The organism is Streptomyces sp. NEAU-sy36 (assembly GCF_013423905.1).
GTDB classification, from domain to species: domain Bacteria; phylum Actinomycetota; class Actinomycetes; order Streptomycetales; family Streptomycetaceae; genus Streptomyces; species Streptomyces misionensis.
Map to the genome: position 1 here is coordinate 1,498,393 of NZ_CP058977.1, position 12,813 is coordinate 1,511,205.

General features: G+C 70.7%; 16 protein-coding genes. 9 read left to right on the forward strand and 7 right to left on the reverse strand.

Going from position 1 to position 12,813, the window contains the following annotated elements; translation table 11 throughout:
* Positions 1-35 precede the first annotated feature (35 nt).
* From HZZ00_RS06780 to HZZ00_RS06790, 3 genes are all read right to left on the reverse strand, one after another.
* Positions 36-515 carry an RICIN domain-containing protein gene (locus HZZ00_RS06780; protein ID WP_180331358.1) on the reverse strand — a complete coding sequence of 160 codons (480 nt, stop codon included), beginning with the start codon at positions 513-515 and terminating at the stop codon, positions 36-38.
* A 175-nt stretch (positions 516-690) separates the two neighbouring features.
* Positions 691-1,176 (reverse strand): ATP-binding protein, encoded by a 486-nt coding sequence (locus tag HZZ00_RS06785; RefSeq protein WP_219013996.1) that lies wholly within the window; start codon positions 1,174-1,176, stop codon positions 691-693.
* Positions 1,173-1,394 (reverse strand): hypothetical protein, encoded by a 222-nt coding sequence (locus HZZ00_RS06790; RefSeq protein WP_180331359.1) that lies wholly within the window; start codon positions 1,392-1,394, stop codon positions 1,173-1,175. Before HZZ00_RS06790 ends, HZZ00_RS06785 begins: the two co-directional genes overlap by 4 nt.
* Before the next feature lie 133 nt (positions 1,395-1,527).
* On the opposite strand from HZZ00_RS06790, the gene HZZ00_RS06795 reads away from it, so the two are divergent.
* The 7 genes from HZZ00_RS06795 to HZZ00_RS06825 all read left to right on the forward strand — a co-directional run bounded on the left by HZZ00_RS06795 (position 1,528) and on the right by HZZ00_RS06825 (position 5,584).
* Complete coding sequence (locus tag HZZ00_RS06795) at positions 1,528-2,391, forward strand: helix-turn-helix transcriptional regulator (protein ID WP_257585691.1); 864 nt, start codon at positions 1,528-1,530, stop codon at positions 2,389-2,391.
* Positions 2,363-2,644, forward strand: coding sequence for a DUF397 domain-containing protein (locus tag HZZ00_RS06800; protein ID WP_180331360.1), 282 nt, complete (start codon positions 2,363-2,365; stop codon positions 2,642-2,644). The genes HZZ00_RS06795 and HZZ00_RS06800 overlap by 29 nt, the downstream gene beginning before the upstream one ends.
* On the forward strand, positions 2,644-3,135 hold the full coding sequence (locus tag HZZ00_RS06805; protein ID WP_180331361.1) for a hypothetical protein: 492 nt from the start codon (positions 2,644-2,646) through the stop codon (positions 3,133-3,135). The genes HZZ00_RS06800 and HZZ00_RS06805 overlap by 1 nt, the downstream gene beginning before the upstream one ends.
* Positions 3,136-3,168: 33 nt before the next feature.
* Positions 3,169-3,663, forward strand: a complete 495-nt coding sequence (locus HZZ00_RS06810) for an anthrone oxygenase family protein (RefSeq protein WP_180331362.1) — start codon at positions 3,169-3,171, stop codon at positions 3,661-3,663.
* Positions 3,664-3,787: 124 nt separating this feature from the next.
* Positions 3,788-4,210 carry a hypothetical protein gene (locus HZZ00_RS06815; protein WP_180331363.1) on the forward strand — a complete coding sequence of 141 codons (423 nt, stop codon included), beginning with the start codon at positions 3,788-3,790 and terminating at the stop codon, positions 4,208-4,210.
* Between the two features lie 102 nt (positions 4,211-4,312).
* Entirely contained in the window at positions 4,313-5,068 is a 756-nt protein-coding gene (locus HZZ00_RS06820) for a hypothetical protein (protein WP_180331364.1), read from the forward strand.
* A 27-nt stretch (positions 5,069-5,095) separates the two neighbouring features.
* Positions 5,096-5,584: a hypothetical protein gene (locus tag HZZ00_RS06825; RefSeq protein ID WP_180331365.1), complete on the forward strand. Its 489-nt coding sequence runs from the start codon at positions 5,096-5,098 to the stop codon at positions 5,582-5,584.
* A gap of 170 nt (positions 5,585-5,754) precedes the next feature.
* Here the strand turns inward: HZZ00_RS06825 and HZZ00_RS06830 are convergent, their stop codons facing one another.
* The 3 genes from HZZ00_RS06830 to HZZ00_RS06840 form a co-directional block, all read right to left on the reverse strand.
* A complete protein-coding gene (locus tag HZZ00_RS06830; RefSeq protein ID WP_180331366.1) occupies positions 5,755-7,710 on the reverse strand; it encodes a protease pro-enzyme activation domain-containing protein in 1,956 nt (651 codons plus the stop codon).
* A 238-nt stretch (positions 7,711-7,948) separates the two neighbouring features.
* Positions 7,949-8,584 carry a DUF305 domain-containing protein gene (locus HZZ00_RS06835; protein WP_180331367.1) on the reverse strand — a complete coding sequence of 212 codons (636 nt, stop codon included), beginning with the start codon at positions 8,582-8,584 and terminating at the stop codon, positions 7,949-7,951.
* A complete protein-coding gene (locus HZZ00_RS06840; protein WP_180331368.1) occupies positions 8,581-9,285 on the reverse strand; it encodes a DUF3105 domain-containing protein in 705 nt (234 codons plus the stop codon). Before HZZ00_RS06840 ends, HZZ00_RS06835 begins: the two co-directional genes overlap by 4 nt.
* 143 nt (positions 9,286-9,428) lie before the next feature.
* Between HZZ00_RS06840 and HZZ00_RS06845 the strand changes: the two genes are divergently transcribed.
* Complete coding sequence (locus HZZ00_RS06845) at positions 9,429-9,881, forward strand: Rrf2 family transcriptional regulator (protein WP_180331369.1); 453 nt, start codon at positions 9,429-9,431, stop codon at positions 9,879-9,881.
* Positions 9,882-9,962: 81 nt separating this feature from the next.
* On the opposite strand, the gene HZZ00_RS06850 is transcribed toward HZZ00_RS06845, so the two are convergent.
* Positions 9,963-11,150 carry a globin domain-containing protein gene (locus HZZ00_RS06850; RefSeq protein ID WP_180331370.1) on the reverse strand — a complete coding sequence of 396 codons (1,188 nt, stop codon included), beginning with the start codon at positions 11,148-11,150 and terminating at the stop codon, positions 9,963-9,965.
* A 267-nt stretch (positions 11,151-11,417) separates the two neighbouring features.
* On the opposite strand from HZZ00_RS06850, the gene HZZ00_RS06855 reads away from it, so the two are divergent.
* Entirely contained in the window at positions 11,418-12,779 is a 1,362-nt protein-coding gene (locus HZZ00_RS06855; RefSeq protein ID WP_180331371.1) for a glutamine synthetase family protein, read from the forward strand.
* Positions 12,780-12,813: the final 34 nt, after the last annotated feature.

The following is a 12,813-nucleotide window of genomic DNA, read 5'->3' on the forward strand; positions in this document are numbered from 1 at the left end:
TCGGCCGCGAGGTCCGGGCGGGCCGCTTTCCGCGATCAGGCGTAGGTCAGGCTGATCTGGGTGCCGTCGATGGTCCAGTGCTGGCCGCGGTCGAAGCCGTCGCAGGGCCGGGTGCGGACCTCGGGGGTGTTCCAGGTGTTGGCGAGGCAGTAGCCGGACGCGTGGGTCAGGCTGATCTGCCGGCCGCGGACGGTCCAGTGCTGGCCGCGGTCGAAGCCGTCGCAGGGCCGGGTGCGGACCTCGGGGGTGTTCCAGGTGTTGGCGAGGCAGTAGCCGGACGCGTAGGTGAGCCGGATCATGTCTCCGTCGATCGTCCAGTGCTGGCCGCGGTCGAAGCCGTCGCACTGCCGGGTGCGCACCTCCGGGGTGTTCCACGTGTTGGCGAGACAGTAGTTGCCCGCCGCGGCGCGGGCGCCCGCGCCCGGCTCGGCGGCCGTGGCGCCGGCGGACGGCAGGAACGAAGCCGTCACCGCGAGAATCGCCACAGCGACGGCCTTGCGAAGTCCGAGGGTCATGCAGCATCACCTTTCACACCGGCCAGGTCGAGCGGCCCACCCGTGTGGGCCGTGCCGTAGTTTTCCAACCCATCGGACGACAAACCGTGACACGCGCGCGGTCACCTGAACGGCCCAGCGGCGTCAGCCGGCCGTGTGACACCGGGCGCCCGCCCGCCTCACCGCACGGCGCCCGTCACCCGGACTCGTGCCGCACGCCCGGCCGCTCCGCGTCCCCGGCGGCCGCGGCCTGCCCGGTGAGAACCCGGCCCTGCTCACCGCCGAGATCGCCGAACACCTCGCCCGGGTCGGCCGTGTCCCGGTCCGGGGCCAGCTCGCACCAGACCGTCTTGCCGCCCGGCCCCTGCTCCACCCCCCACCGGTCCGCCAGCGCGGAGACCAGGACCAGCCCCCGCCCGCACTCCGCGGTCTCCACCGCCGACCGCACGGTGGGCACGGCGCCCGGGTCCGGGTCCGTCACCTCGACACGGACCCGGCCCGGCTCCCCGGCCCCGGCCACCCGGACCCCGACCGGCGCTCCCTCGCCCACGTGCCGGACGACGTTGGTCAGCAGTTCGGTGACGCACAGGCGGACGTCGTAGCCGTACTCCCGCAGCCGGTGCCGCACCTCCGGCACGGCCCCCGGTGTGGCCCGCACGCGCAGTTCGACGGGCCGCGTCACTCGCCCGCCGCCTTCCTGAGCACGGCGGCGAGTGCCCGCGCCGTGGTCGTGTTGCAGTTGCCCAGCGCGACGAGCCCCGTGTTCTCCCCGTACCTGGCCGCGAAGCTCGGCAGGTGGAGGCTGAGCGACGGCAGCGTGATGCCGTGCAGGGCGAGGGCGGCGCGCAGTTCCTCGACGCAGAGGGTGACGTCGTAGGTCGTGGGGGAGTGGTCCGACATGGGGTTGCTCTGCCTCCTGTGCGTTGCGTGACGAACACCTCACAGAGTGTCGCCCGGTTCGCTACCGTGGAAGCGGTTTCGCGTCCACGACGCGAACGGCGGAATCAGCACGGTGAGTTACGGCGGTGAGCGCGTGGTGCGGCGTAAGGACATCGACGGCTCGATGAGCGTCCCGACCTTCTACGGCAAGGAGCTGCGGTGGAAGCGGGAGGCGGCGGGCCTGTCGCTGGAGGCGTTCCTGGAGGGCAGCTTCTACGGCAAGTCCTACCTCAGCGACATCGAGCACGGCCAGCGCCGGATGCCACTCGACCTGGCCCGGCACGCGGACCGGGTGCTGGGGACGGACGGGTTCTTCGAGAGGCATTGCGAGGATGTGCAGCGGGCCAAGAGGTCCGGGCATGCCGCGTACTTCGAGAAGGTGCTGGAGGCGGAGAAGTTCGCCCTGACGATCGAGGAGTGGTGCCCGATCCTCATTCCCGGGCTGCTCCAGACACCCGCCTACGCACGGGCCGTCATCCTGGCGGAGCTTCCGCTGTCCCTTGAGGAAGAGGTGGCGCAGAAGGTCAACGCCCGGATGGCGCGCGCCGAACTCTTCGAGGTGGACCACCGGATCCCGGAGTACTGGGCGATCCTGCACGAGTCGCTGATCACCGATCCGATCCTGCCGTTCCCAAAGATGGCCGAACAGTTGGACCGCATCGTGGAGTTGACCGAGCGGCGCCGGATCACTCCGCAGCTCCTCCTGCGGAAGGTGGGCACACACCCGCTCATGATCGGCTCGGCGAAGATCATGACCTTCCCTGACGCACCACCACTGTTCTACACGGAGGCGCTGCACAGCGGAGACACCATCGACGATCCGTCCATCGTGAAGGAGTACCGCAGGTCGTACGATCGGCTCAGGGCCGTCGCGCTGTCTCCGGAGGCGTCCCTCGACCTGATCAAAGCCGCGGCAGAGGACTACCGAAATGGCAAGCAGCCGGATCGACTTGAGTGACGCGCTCTGGTTCAAGAGCAGCTACAGCAACGGGGGTGGCGGCGACTGCGTCGAGGTCGCCGGCGACTTCCCCGGCGCCGCCCTCTGGCGGAAGTCGAGCTACAGCAACGAAAGCGGCGGCAACTGCCTCGAAGTCGCCAACGGCATCCCCGGCCTCGTCCCCGTCCGGGACTCCAAGGTCCCCCACGGCCCCGCCCTCCTCCTCTCCGCCACCGCCTGGGCGCCCTTCGTCGCCTCGCTGAAGTCGGACTAGTGCGGTACGAGGACGCCTACCGGGACTGGCTGCGCCGTCTGCACGAGGAGTTGAACTACCCCGACCCAGACGACCCGCCCCCCTGGACCCGGGAGGTGTTCGAGGCGAACGGCGAACTCCCCGCGGAGCGCTTCGCGTGGCTGGCCTTCGACCGCAGGCTGAGGGACATCGGGGAGGCGTTCACCCGCGTCTCCGCGACGGCCCGCGCGCACACCGGGATCGACGTACCCGCACACCTCCACGTCGAGGAGCCGTGCGAGCAGTTCCCCGTGGGCGGCGTCTCCTTCGACGGCTCGGCGATCTGGTCCGCCGAGCCCCCGGAGGTCCATGTGGACGTGGCCGAGGCCGTCCAGACGTACCTGGCGGACCGCCACCGCACGGTCTGGCCGCTCTGCGCCACCCACCGCACCGGCACCCACCCGAGGGTGTCCGACGGCCGCCCGGTGTGGTGGTGTCACCCCGGCGGCCACGCCCCCGCGCCCATAACCTGAGGCGACGGCCGGAACCCGACGGGAGCGTGCACGGTGACGAACGACCAGCTTGTCAAGGCCACGCGGTACGTGAGCCTGCTGGGCGGCGGAGTGCTCACCGGAGGCGCCCTGACCACGTTCGTCCTCGAACTGGCCCTGCGCCGACTGGGCGCCCCGGCCTACATCCAGGTCCGGCAGGCCGAGCACGCCTACTTCCCCTGGTTCATCGGTGTCATCTTCGTGCCCACGTTCGCCGCCGTCGTGCTGCTGGTCCTCCTCGCGCGCAGGGCCGGCAGCCCGGCGCTGCGCCCCGCCGCCGCGGCACTCGTCCTGCTGGTGCTCTCCCTGGTGGTCACGTTCACGGTCAACGCGCCCATCAACCTCGACCAGTTCGCCTGGGACGCGCAGTCGCCCCCGGCGGACTGGGCGGGCGTCCGCGACCGCTGGCAGATCGCCCATGCCGTCCGGACCGCCTTCTGCGTGCTCGCGCTCGGCTGCCTCGGCGCCGCCGTAATCGACCGGCCGTTCGAACGCCGGTCCGCCCGCTGAGGCCCCGTATGTCATGGTTCCGTAACACCCCCGGGCGGGACACAACCGGACGAAGCGGCCCCTCATCTCAACGACCGGCGGGGCGCGATCCGGCGCCTTCGCGATCCACGGGAGGGGAAAACGCATGATCAGGACGGAGAAGTCCGGGACGAGGGCGCGGGGCGTCCGGGCGGCCGTGATCGGCGCGCTGGGTCTGGCCGCGGTGACGCTGGCCGCCGTGCCCGCGTTCGCCAAGGGAGACGTGGACATCACGGCACCTCGTACGGCGCACGTCGGCAAGACGTTCACGATCACCGCGCACGGTGACGACGACAGCGCCGGCTACCTGCACCAGCTGTGCCTGGAGGAGCGCGCCGGCAAGCAGCCGTGGCACCAGGAGAACTGCACCACCGCGGCCAAGGCCGGCGCGCGGCTCACCGCGCGCGGCTCGGCCGCGCACCGCGGCGACCTGCAATTCCGTGCGGTGCTCTACGGATTGAAGGACAAGCACGACCGCCACCCCGTGCGACTGCACGCCTCCGACGTCGTCACGGTCCACGTCCGCTAGCTCGGGCGCGCGGCGCGGAAACCGGCCACCGGCCGCGGCGAGCCCGCGCCGGTGGCCGTTCCGCGCGGACGGACTGTCACAGGCGGCTGGCACTCTGGACCCGTGCTGATACACGGTTTCGAGAACGCCCCCCTCGTCGGCGGGGAGGAGCTGTCGGCGCTGCCCGGGTTCTGGGCGGCGTACCTGCTGTGGCTGAGCCAGACGGAGGAGTACGACCCCGTTCCGGAGTGGTTCGGCGCGGACGGTGCCGACACCGACGCCGCGTGGCTCGCGCTGACCGACGAGGACCGGTGGCCGGTGTTCCGGATACCTTTCGGTGGCGGCCACACCGCGGTGGTGCTCTGCTGCAACCTCGCCGACGACCCGGGGACGGAGTACCTCGTCACCCACCCCGAATGGGACCGCGCCGGCCACCTGGCCTCCGTCGGCGGCCACCAGGCCGGGCCGGGCCTGTCCTGGCGGGAGCTGGTGCACATCGCCCGCACCCCGGACCCCGGCGCCCCGGGAATCCACGCGGAGTACGCGCGGCTGCTCCTGCTGCTGCCCGCCCTCGGCGACCAGGACCTGCCCGAGGAGGCCGCGGACGTCGTCGCCGACGCCCTGGTGCGGGCGGGCGTCCCCGCCGAACTGGCTCCGGGCCTCGCGGAGGCACTCCTCGCGGACCACCCGCTGTGGGAGCCCGCCGCGTGGACGCCCGCCGGCGCCTCGCCCCTCTCGGGCGGCCAGGAGCCCTTCCTCGGCATCCTGCACTGCGACGAACCGATGAGCCCGCGCTTCGGCGTCCGCCTCGCCCAGGGCATCACCCGCGAGCAGAACGACCGGCTGGCCCGCGCCCTCGGCACGTGGCCGACTCCCTGACCCCCGGCGCGGATGGGGAACCCGGCCATGGCTGAACAGACCGCGGACGACCTGCTCACCCTCGCCGACGCACTGGCGGACGCGGTGCGACTGCACGCACTCCAGCTGCACGCCGACGCGGACGACCCGGTAGCCGTCATGTCGGCGGTCGACGCGGTGACCGACGCGGTACGGAAATACGCGGACGCCTGCTTCACGGCGACCCGCTGGGGAAATCCGTTCGCGGTCCGCAGGGAGGAAGAAGATCCCGCCCCGGAGAAGACCCCGAAGGGCAGGAAGAGCACGACCGTCACCGTCGAGGCGAGATACCGCGTCGGTGTGCGGGACATGCGGGCCGCGAAGAACCTCCTCGCCCGTCGCGGGGCGCCAGGGGACCCGTGCCTGTCCGAGGTCTCGGACAGCCCGGTCGACGTGGTGACCGCACTGTTCCTCGACGACGGCTGGAACCCCTCGGCATACGATCAGTCCGTCATCGAGCTGATCGACGAGGAGTGGTCCTGCAAACCACAGCGGTAACCGCGCACCGGTAGGTGAAACCGGGTTCCCGCGTCGGCCGAACCGGCGGACGCGGGCGCCCGCGCCCCGACCCGCGACCGCGATCCCGGAACGAGAAGGGGGCGCGGGGTCACCAGGACCCCGCGCCCCTCTCCTTGCTCGGCCCGGCTCGGCCGGGCTCGGCGGCAGCGTCAGTGCTGCTTCTCGGCGCCCTTCGTGAACGACTTGACGTAGCCGTCCGCCGGGGAGCCCACGCCCGTCACGTCGTCGTAGCCCTTGGTCGCGGACAGCGAGCTGTCCTTGCCGAGGCTGCGGACGGAGTAGAGCAGGCCCTTGCTGTCGTCCACGCTGTTGGCGTAGTCGACGCGGATGACCGCGAGGCCGTGGCCCGTCGGGTTGTCCGTGACGTCGTGGTAGACGCCCTTCTCACCGAACTTGGCGTAGATCGACGGGTTGGCGAAGCCGATCGCCGCGCCGCCGCGCGCCTCCTGGGCCAGGGCCTGGACACCCGCGATGGTCGGCGCGGCCAGCGAGGTGCCGCCGATGCGGTACTCGCTGTACTGCTGCGACCCGTCGGGGAAGGTCTGGGTCTGGCCGACCAGGAAGCCGGTGTTCGGGTCGGCGATGGCCGCGATGTCCGGGACGACGCGGTTGCCGGAGGCGTTGTTCGCCTTGGCGAGCGCGTCCGGGACGACGCCCTTCTGGTAGTACGGCTCGGCGACCGTGCTGCTGGTGCCGCCGCCCGCACCCGAGTTGAAGGTGCCGGGGAAGTTCGTCCAGCTCGTGCCGTCCGCGGACAGGGTCGCCTTCTCGGTGCCCCAGCCGGTCTCCCACATGTACTTGTCGTTCTTGCCGACCGCGAGGGACGTACCGCCGACGGCGGTCACCCAGGCGGAGTTGGCCGGCGTGTCGACCTGCTTCACACCGGTGTTGGCGACCTGGTCGCCGTCGTCACCGGAGGAGAAGTAGAAGCCGATGCCCTGCACCGCGCCCAGCTGGAACACCTGGTCGTAGGCGGCCGCGAGGTCCGGCGTCTGGTTGGCCTCCACGTCGCCCCACGAGTTGGAGACGATGTCGGCCAGGTGGTTGTCGACCACCTTGCTCAGCGAGTCGAGCAGGTCGTCGTCGTAGCAGGACGCCGCACCGACGTAGGTCACGTCGGCGTCCGGCGCGACCGCGTGCACGGCCTCGACGTCGAGGGTCTCCTCGCCGTACCAGCCGGCGGCACCGCACTCGTCCGTCTTGGTGTACTCGTTCGGCAGCACCTGGTGCAGCTGGCTGGTCTTCCACGCCTTGTCGCCGTTGTTCGCCGCGTACTTGCCGGCGTCGTAGGCGATGGTCGGCGAGGCGTAGGCGTCGGTGATGGCGACGCGGACGCCCTTGCCGGTGTACTTGCCGGCACCGTAGGCGGCGCGCAGCTGCTTGCCGGTGTAACCCTTCACGGCGTACGGCTGCTTCTGGCCGTACGCGCTCGGCAGCGTGCTCGCGATGTTGGAGCCGTAGTACGTGGAGAACGGCCCGGCGTTCTTGAACACGGCGTCCGGCGGCGGCAGCGTGTCGTCGTGGTTCGCCTTGTGCGGCGCGCTGTCCAGACCGGTGACGGTCAGGACGGTGCCCTTCAGGGCGGCCGGGACGGAGGCCGTCTGCGCCGGGGCGCGGTAGGTCTTCGAGCCCTTGGCGAAGTTGTGCAGCTGGGTGCCGAACGCCTTCTCGGCGGCGGCCACGTCACCGGAGACGGCGACGTAGTGCTGGGTGACCTCGGTGACCTTCAGACCGGAGGCCGTCAGCCAGGACTTGACGGCGGCGACCTGGGCCTTGGTGGCGCCGAAGCGGGACTGGGCCTGCTTGGCGCTCAGGTACTTGCCGTACTGGGGCGAGCTGGGGTCGGACACGGCCTTCGCGTAGGCGGCGAGGCCCGACGCGTCCTTGCCGGCGAGGTAGACCCGGGCCTTGACCTGGGCGCCGTTCGAGGTGGCTCCCTTGTCCGCCTTGGCGGTGGCCCACAGCGGCTTGGTGCCCTTCAGTACGTCACGAGCGGGGCTGTCCGCGGCGTGGGCCGCGGGTATGCCCAGCGCCAGCGCACCGGCGATCATGGGCAGTGTCGCTGCCATGCTCACGGCGCGCGTCTTGGCGCGGTTGGATCTCATAGAACCCCCTGCGATGCGATACGCATGCACGTAGTAGGTAGGTGCATCGCGGCTCCGTGCGCCGGCCCGCGGCGGTGGTGTCGGCCGGCGAATGGATCACACGATGGGGGCAACTCTGGCCGATGAACCGTTCATGCCAGGGGAACGTAATGGTCAAGAGAAACTCAAGTAACCGTTACGCAGGGGGATTTGGGCAGTTTTTCCTTACGGCTGTGTTACGAAGTGACTTGTTCCCTGGTCACGGAAGCGGTTCGGCACCGCGCTCCTTGAGCATCCCGGCCATCACCTGGAGCTCCGACTGCTGCGCGTCGACCATGCCCTGGGCCAGCCGTTTCTCCACGCCCACGGTGCACTTGGCGACACAGCCCTCCGCCATGTGGATGCCGCCCTTGTGATGGTTCGTCATCAGCTGGAGGTAGAAGATCTCGGCCTGCTTCCCGCTGAGCGTGCGCAGCTTGTCCAGCTGGGTGTTGGTCGCCATGCCGGGCATCAGCGAACCGTCCTTCGCGGTGACCATGCCGCCCATGCCCATCCAGGTCATCGGCGGATCGGCCGACACCTTCGGCAGCCCCCACAGATCCAGCCAGCCCAGCAGCATCCCGCGCTGGTTGGCCTGCGTCTGCGCGATGTCGTAGGCGAGCCGCCGCACGTCCTCGTCCTTCGTGCGGTCCCGCACGATGTACGACATCTCGACGGCCTGCTGGTGGTGCACGGCCATGTCCCGCGCGAACCCGGCGTCCGCCGAGTCCGCGCCCGGCGTCTTCACCGCCGCCGGGCCGTCACCGGAATCGGCGACCGCGTACGTGATCCCGCCGGCCGCGACGAGCGCCGCCGCCGCGGCACCCGCCGCCCAGCCGATGACGCGCCGGCTCACTTCATCACTCCGCCGGTGCAGGAGGCGCCCGGCTCGGGCGTCTGCGGGCCCTGCACGAAGTCCGAGAAGAACTTGTTTACCTCTGGGTCCTTCGCGCTCTTGACGGCCACCTGGTGGCCCCACGCGGACAGGATCAGCGGCGCGGACTGGCTCTCGTACGGGCTCATCAGCGAGTACGGCGTCTGCTTCACCTTCGCCGCCAGCGCCTCGACGTCGGCCTTGCTCGCCTTGTCGGTGTACGTCACCCAGACCGCGCCGTGCTCCAGCGAGTGCACCGCGTTCTCGTCGTGCAGCTGCTGGGTGTAGACGTCGCCGTTGCAGTCGGCCCACACCGGGTTGTGGTTGCCGCCGACCGGCGGGTGCATGGGGTACGACACCTTGGTCGTCACATGGGTCCGCGCCAGCGTGCCCTTCCAGACGCGCACGCCGTCCTTGCCGGTGGTGAAGTGCCCGGAGTCCCCGGAGCTCTTGCTGTCGACGTTCTTGCCGCTGTCGCCGGCGGCCGTCGTGGAGTCCTTCTTGCCGGAGTCGGAGCCGGAGTCCACGAGGGCCACACCGCCGACCACGAGCCCGGCGACGACCACCACGGACGCGGCGACGATCAGCACCCGGTTGCGGCGCTCGCGGGAGCGCTCGGCGCGCCGCATCTCCTCGATGCGCGCCTTGCGCGCCGCGTTGCTGCTGTTGCTGGCGGAACCCATGAGGCGTTGTCCTTCTGGGGGAAAGGGGCGGACGGGGGTGGTGGGGCCCGCTGATCGTAATGGCGAGGTGGACGCCTGCCGTAGACCGCGTGCGGCAATCGGGAATATTTGCACCGTGGATGCGTATTATTTACGCTCGCGCTATGCGGCTGCTGCGCTCCACCGACCTCGCCCTGCGCATCCTCATGCGCCTCGCCGTCACCACCCATGACACGCCCGCGACCCGCAAGGTCGCCGAGGACATGGGCGTGCCCTACACGCACGCCGCGAAGGTGGTCGCCGAGCTCCAGCACATGGGTCTGGTCGACGCGCGCCGCGGCCGCGGCGGCGGCCTGGCGCTCACCGAGCGGGGCCGTACGGCCTCGGTCGGCGCGGTGGTCCGCAGCTTCGAGGGCGAGGACGAGGTGGTGGAGTGCGAGGGCCCCACCCCCTGCCCGCTGCGCTCGGACTGCCGCCTGCGCGGTGCCCTGCGCCGGGCGCAGGACGCCTTCTACTCCTACCTGGACCCGATCACCCTGGACCAGATCGTCAAGGACCCCACGGGGCCGGTCCTGCTGGGCATCTCGATGGGCCCCTCCGGCACCCCTCTCTCCTGAAACCCCGCCGTCGCCCGGCGCTCGGGCAAGGCGAAGGGCCGCCCACCGGTCGCACCGGTGGACGGCCCCCGCGCGGTGTGCTCAGTTGCCCGAGGCGAGCCACAGGTCGGGCCCGAAGACCTCGTAGTGGATGTCGGCCGGGGCCACACCCTTCTCGATCAGCTGGGCGCGCACGGCGCGCATGAAGGGCAGCGGGCCGCACAGGTAGGCGCGGGTGCCGGAGGCCACCGGGATGCCGGACAGGTCGACCAGACCGGTGCGGCTGCCGGGCTCGGCGTCACGCTCGTAGAAGAAGTGGGCGGCGCAGTCCGCGAGCTTGGCGGCGTAGGCCTGGTGGTCGTTGCGCAGCGCGTGGTCGGCGGGGGAGCGGTCGCCGTGCACCACGGTGACCGGGGCGTCGTGCCCGTCGGCCGCGAGCGCGGCCAGCATCGCGACCATGGGGGTCACGCCGATGCCGGCGGAGGCGAGCAGCAGGGGCCGCCCGGCGATGTCGTCGAGCACCAGGTCGCCGAACGGCTCCGAGAGTTCGAGCACGTCACCCACCCGGACGTTGGCGTGCAGGTGGTTGGAGACCTCGCCGTCGGGGGTCGCCCCGCCGTGCACCCGCTTGACGCTGAACTGCCGCACCGACTCGCCGGGGGCGCCGGACAGGCTGTACTGGCGTATCTGGCGGGCACCGTCGGCGAGCTTCACCCCGACGGAGACGTACTGCCCGGCCCGGAACTGCCGCACCGGGGCGCCGCCGACCGGGCGCACCCGGAAGGTGACCACGTCTGCGGTGTCCTCCTCGCGGCCCACGACCTCCCAGGCGTGCAGCTCCTTGGAGCCGCTCTCCTCGTAGAGGCGCTTCTCGATGGCGATGAGGGCGTTGGCCATCAGCCAGTAGACCTCGGTCCAGGCCTCGGCGACCTCGGGGGTGACGGCGTCGCCGAGGACCTCGGCGATCGCGGCGAAGAGGTGCTCGTGGACGACCGGGTACTGCTCGGGCACCACGCCCAGGGAGGCGTGCTTGTGGGCGATGCGGCTCAGCATCACGTCCGGACGCTCGTCCGGGTGCTGCACCAGGTGGCCGGCGAACGCCGCGATGGAGCCCGCGAGGGCCGACTTCTGGGCGCCGGAGGCCTGGTTGCCCCGGTTGAACAGGTCACGCAGCAGCTCCGGGTGCGCCGCGAAGAGGCGCGAGTAGAAGCGATCGGTGATCTGCTCGATGGCCGCGCCCACGGCGGGAAGGGTGGCGCGGACGGTGGCGGCGGACTGCTCGGACAGCATCGCGGACTCCTTGCGATCTCGACTGATCAAACGCTATGGAAATTTGCATCTTGGATGCAAATTAAATGGGCGTGTTCTGCCTCACTCCGTCACCGGGCCCGGCCATGACGTATCCCGGCCCCGGCAGGCAAGATGGGCGACAGGGCAGTACACCTGCCGTAGAGGAGGCGTTCAGAACGCGGACGCCGGGGCGATCAAGGTCCGCAACACGCACGAAACGCGGTTGTGGTGGGATGCTCCTGACCAGCAAGGATGGGGAATCGGAAGATGGACAAGCAGCAGGAGTTCGTGCTCCGGACCTTGGAGGAGCGCGACATCCGGTTCGTACGCCTGTGGTTCACGGACGTGCTGGGCTTCCTGAAGTCCGTGGCCGTGGCCCCCGCCGAGCTGGAGCAGGCCTTCGACGAGGGCATCGGCTTCGACGGCTCGGCCATCGAGGGCTTCGCCCGCGTCTACGAGTCCGACATGATCGCGAAGCCGGACCCGTCCACCTTCCAGATGCTGCCGTGGCGCGCGGAGACGCCCGGCACCGCCCGGATGTTCTGCGACATCCTGATGCCGGACGGCTCCCCCTCCTTCGCCGACCCGCGCTACGTCCTCAAGCGCGCCCTGGCCCGCACCTCCGACCTGGGCTTCACCTTCTACACCCACCCCGAGATCGAGTTCTTCCTGCTGAAGGACCGCCCGCTGGACGGCTCCCGCCCGACCCCGGCCGACAACTCGGGCTACTTCGACCACACGCCGACCAGCGTCGGCATGGACTTCCGCCGGCAGGCGATCACCATGCTGGAGTCGATGGGCATCTCGGTGGAGTTCTCCCACCACGAGGGCGCGCCGGGCCAGCAGGAGATCGACCTGCGCTACGCGGACGCCCTTTCCACGGCCGACAACATCATGACCTTCCGCCTGGTCATGAAGCAGGTCGCGCTGGAGCAGGGGGTCCAGGCCACCTTCATGCCCAAGCCGTTCTCCGAGCACCCGGGCAGCGGCATGCACACCCACCTCTCCCTCTTCGAGGGCGACCGCAACGCGTTCTACGAGTCGGGCGCGGAGTACCAGCTGTCCAAGGTCGGCCGCTCCTTCATCGCCGGCCTGCTCCGGCACGCGGCGGAGGCCTCCGCGGTCACCAACCAGTGGGTCAACTCCTACAAGCGCATCTGGGGCGGCTCCGAGCGCACGGCCGGCGCGGGCGGCGAGGCACCGTCGTACATCTGCTGGGGCCACAACAACCGCAGCGCCCTGGTCCGCGTCCCGATGTACAAGCCCGGCAAGACCGGCTCGGCCCGTGTCGAGGTCCGCTCCCTCGACTCCGGCGCCAACCCCTATCTGGCCTACGCCGTCCTGCTGGCCGCCGGCCTCAAGGGCATCGAGGAGGGCTACGAGCTGCCGCCGGGCGCCGAGGACGACGTCTGGGCCCTGTCCGACGCCGAGCGCCGGGCCATGGGCATCGAACCCCTCCCGCAGAACCTCGGCGAGGCCCTCACCCTCATGGAACGCAGCGACCTGGTGGCCGAGACCCTGGGCGAGCACGTCTTCGACTTCTTCCTGCGCAACAAGCGGCAGGAGTGGGAGGAGTACCGGTCCGAGGTGACGGCGTTCGAGCTGAGGAAGAATCTGCCGGTGCTGTAAGGGCAGGTCAGGGCGGGTTTCCCATCGATCCGAT

Coding starts and splice junctions, on each gene's coding strand:
- HZZ00_RS06840 (WP_180331368.1), bottom strand. CDS start 9,285: ATGGGTTCCGCCAGCAACAGCAGCAACGCGGCGCGCAAGGCGCGCATC.
- HZZ00_RS06800 (WP_180331360.1), top strand. CDS start 2,363: ATGGCAAGCAGCCGGATCGACTTGAGTGACGCGCTCTGGTTCAAGAGC.
- HZZ00_RS06850 (WP_180331370.1), bottom strand. CDS start 11,150: ATGCTGTCCGAGCAGTCCGCCGCCACCGTCCGCGCCACCCTTCCCGCC.
- HZZ00_RS06780 (WP_180331358.1), bottom strand. CDS start 515: ATGACCCTCGGACTTCGCAAGGCCGTCGCTGTGGCGATTCTCGCGGTG.
- HZZ00_RS06855 (WP_180331371.1), top strand. CDS start 11,418: ATGGACAAGCAGCAGGAGTTCGTGCTCCGGACCTTGGAGGAGCGCGAC.
- HZZ00_RS06790 (WP_180331359.1), bottom strand. CDS start 1,394: ATGTCGGACCACTCCCCCACGACCTACGACGTCACCCTCTGCGTCGAG.
- HZZ00_RS06845 (WP_180331369.1), top strand. CDS start 9,429: ATGCGGCTGCTGCGCTCCACCGACCTCGCCCTGCGCATCCTCATGCGC.
- HZZ00_RS06825 (WP_180331365.1), top strand. CDS start 5,096: ATGGCTGAACAGACCGCGGACGACCTGCTCACCCTCGCCGACGCACTG.
- HZZ00_RS06815 (WP_180331363.1), top strand. CDS start 3,788: ATGATCAGGACGGAGAAGTCCGGGACGAGGGCGCGGGGCGTCCGGGCG.
- HZZ00_RS06830 (WP_180331366.1), bottom strand. CDS start 7,710: ATGAGATCCAACCGCGCCAAGACGCGCGCCGTGAGCATGGCAGCGACA.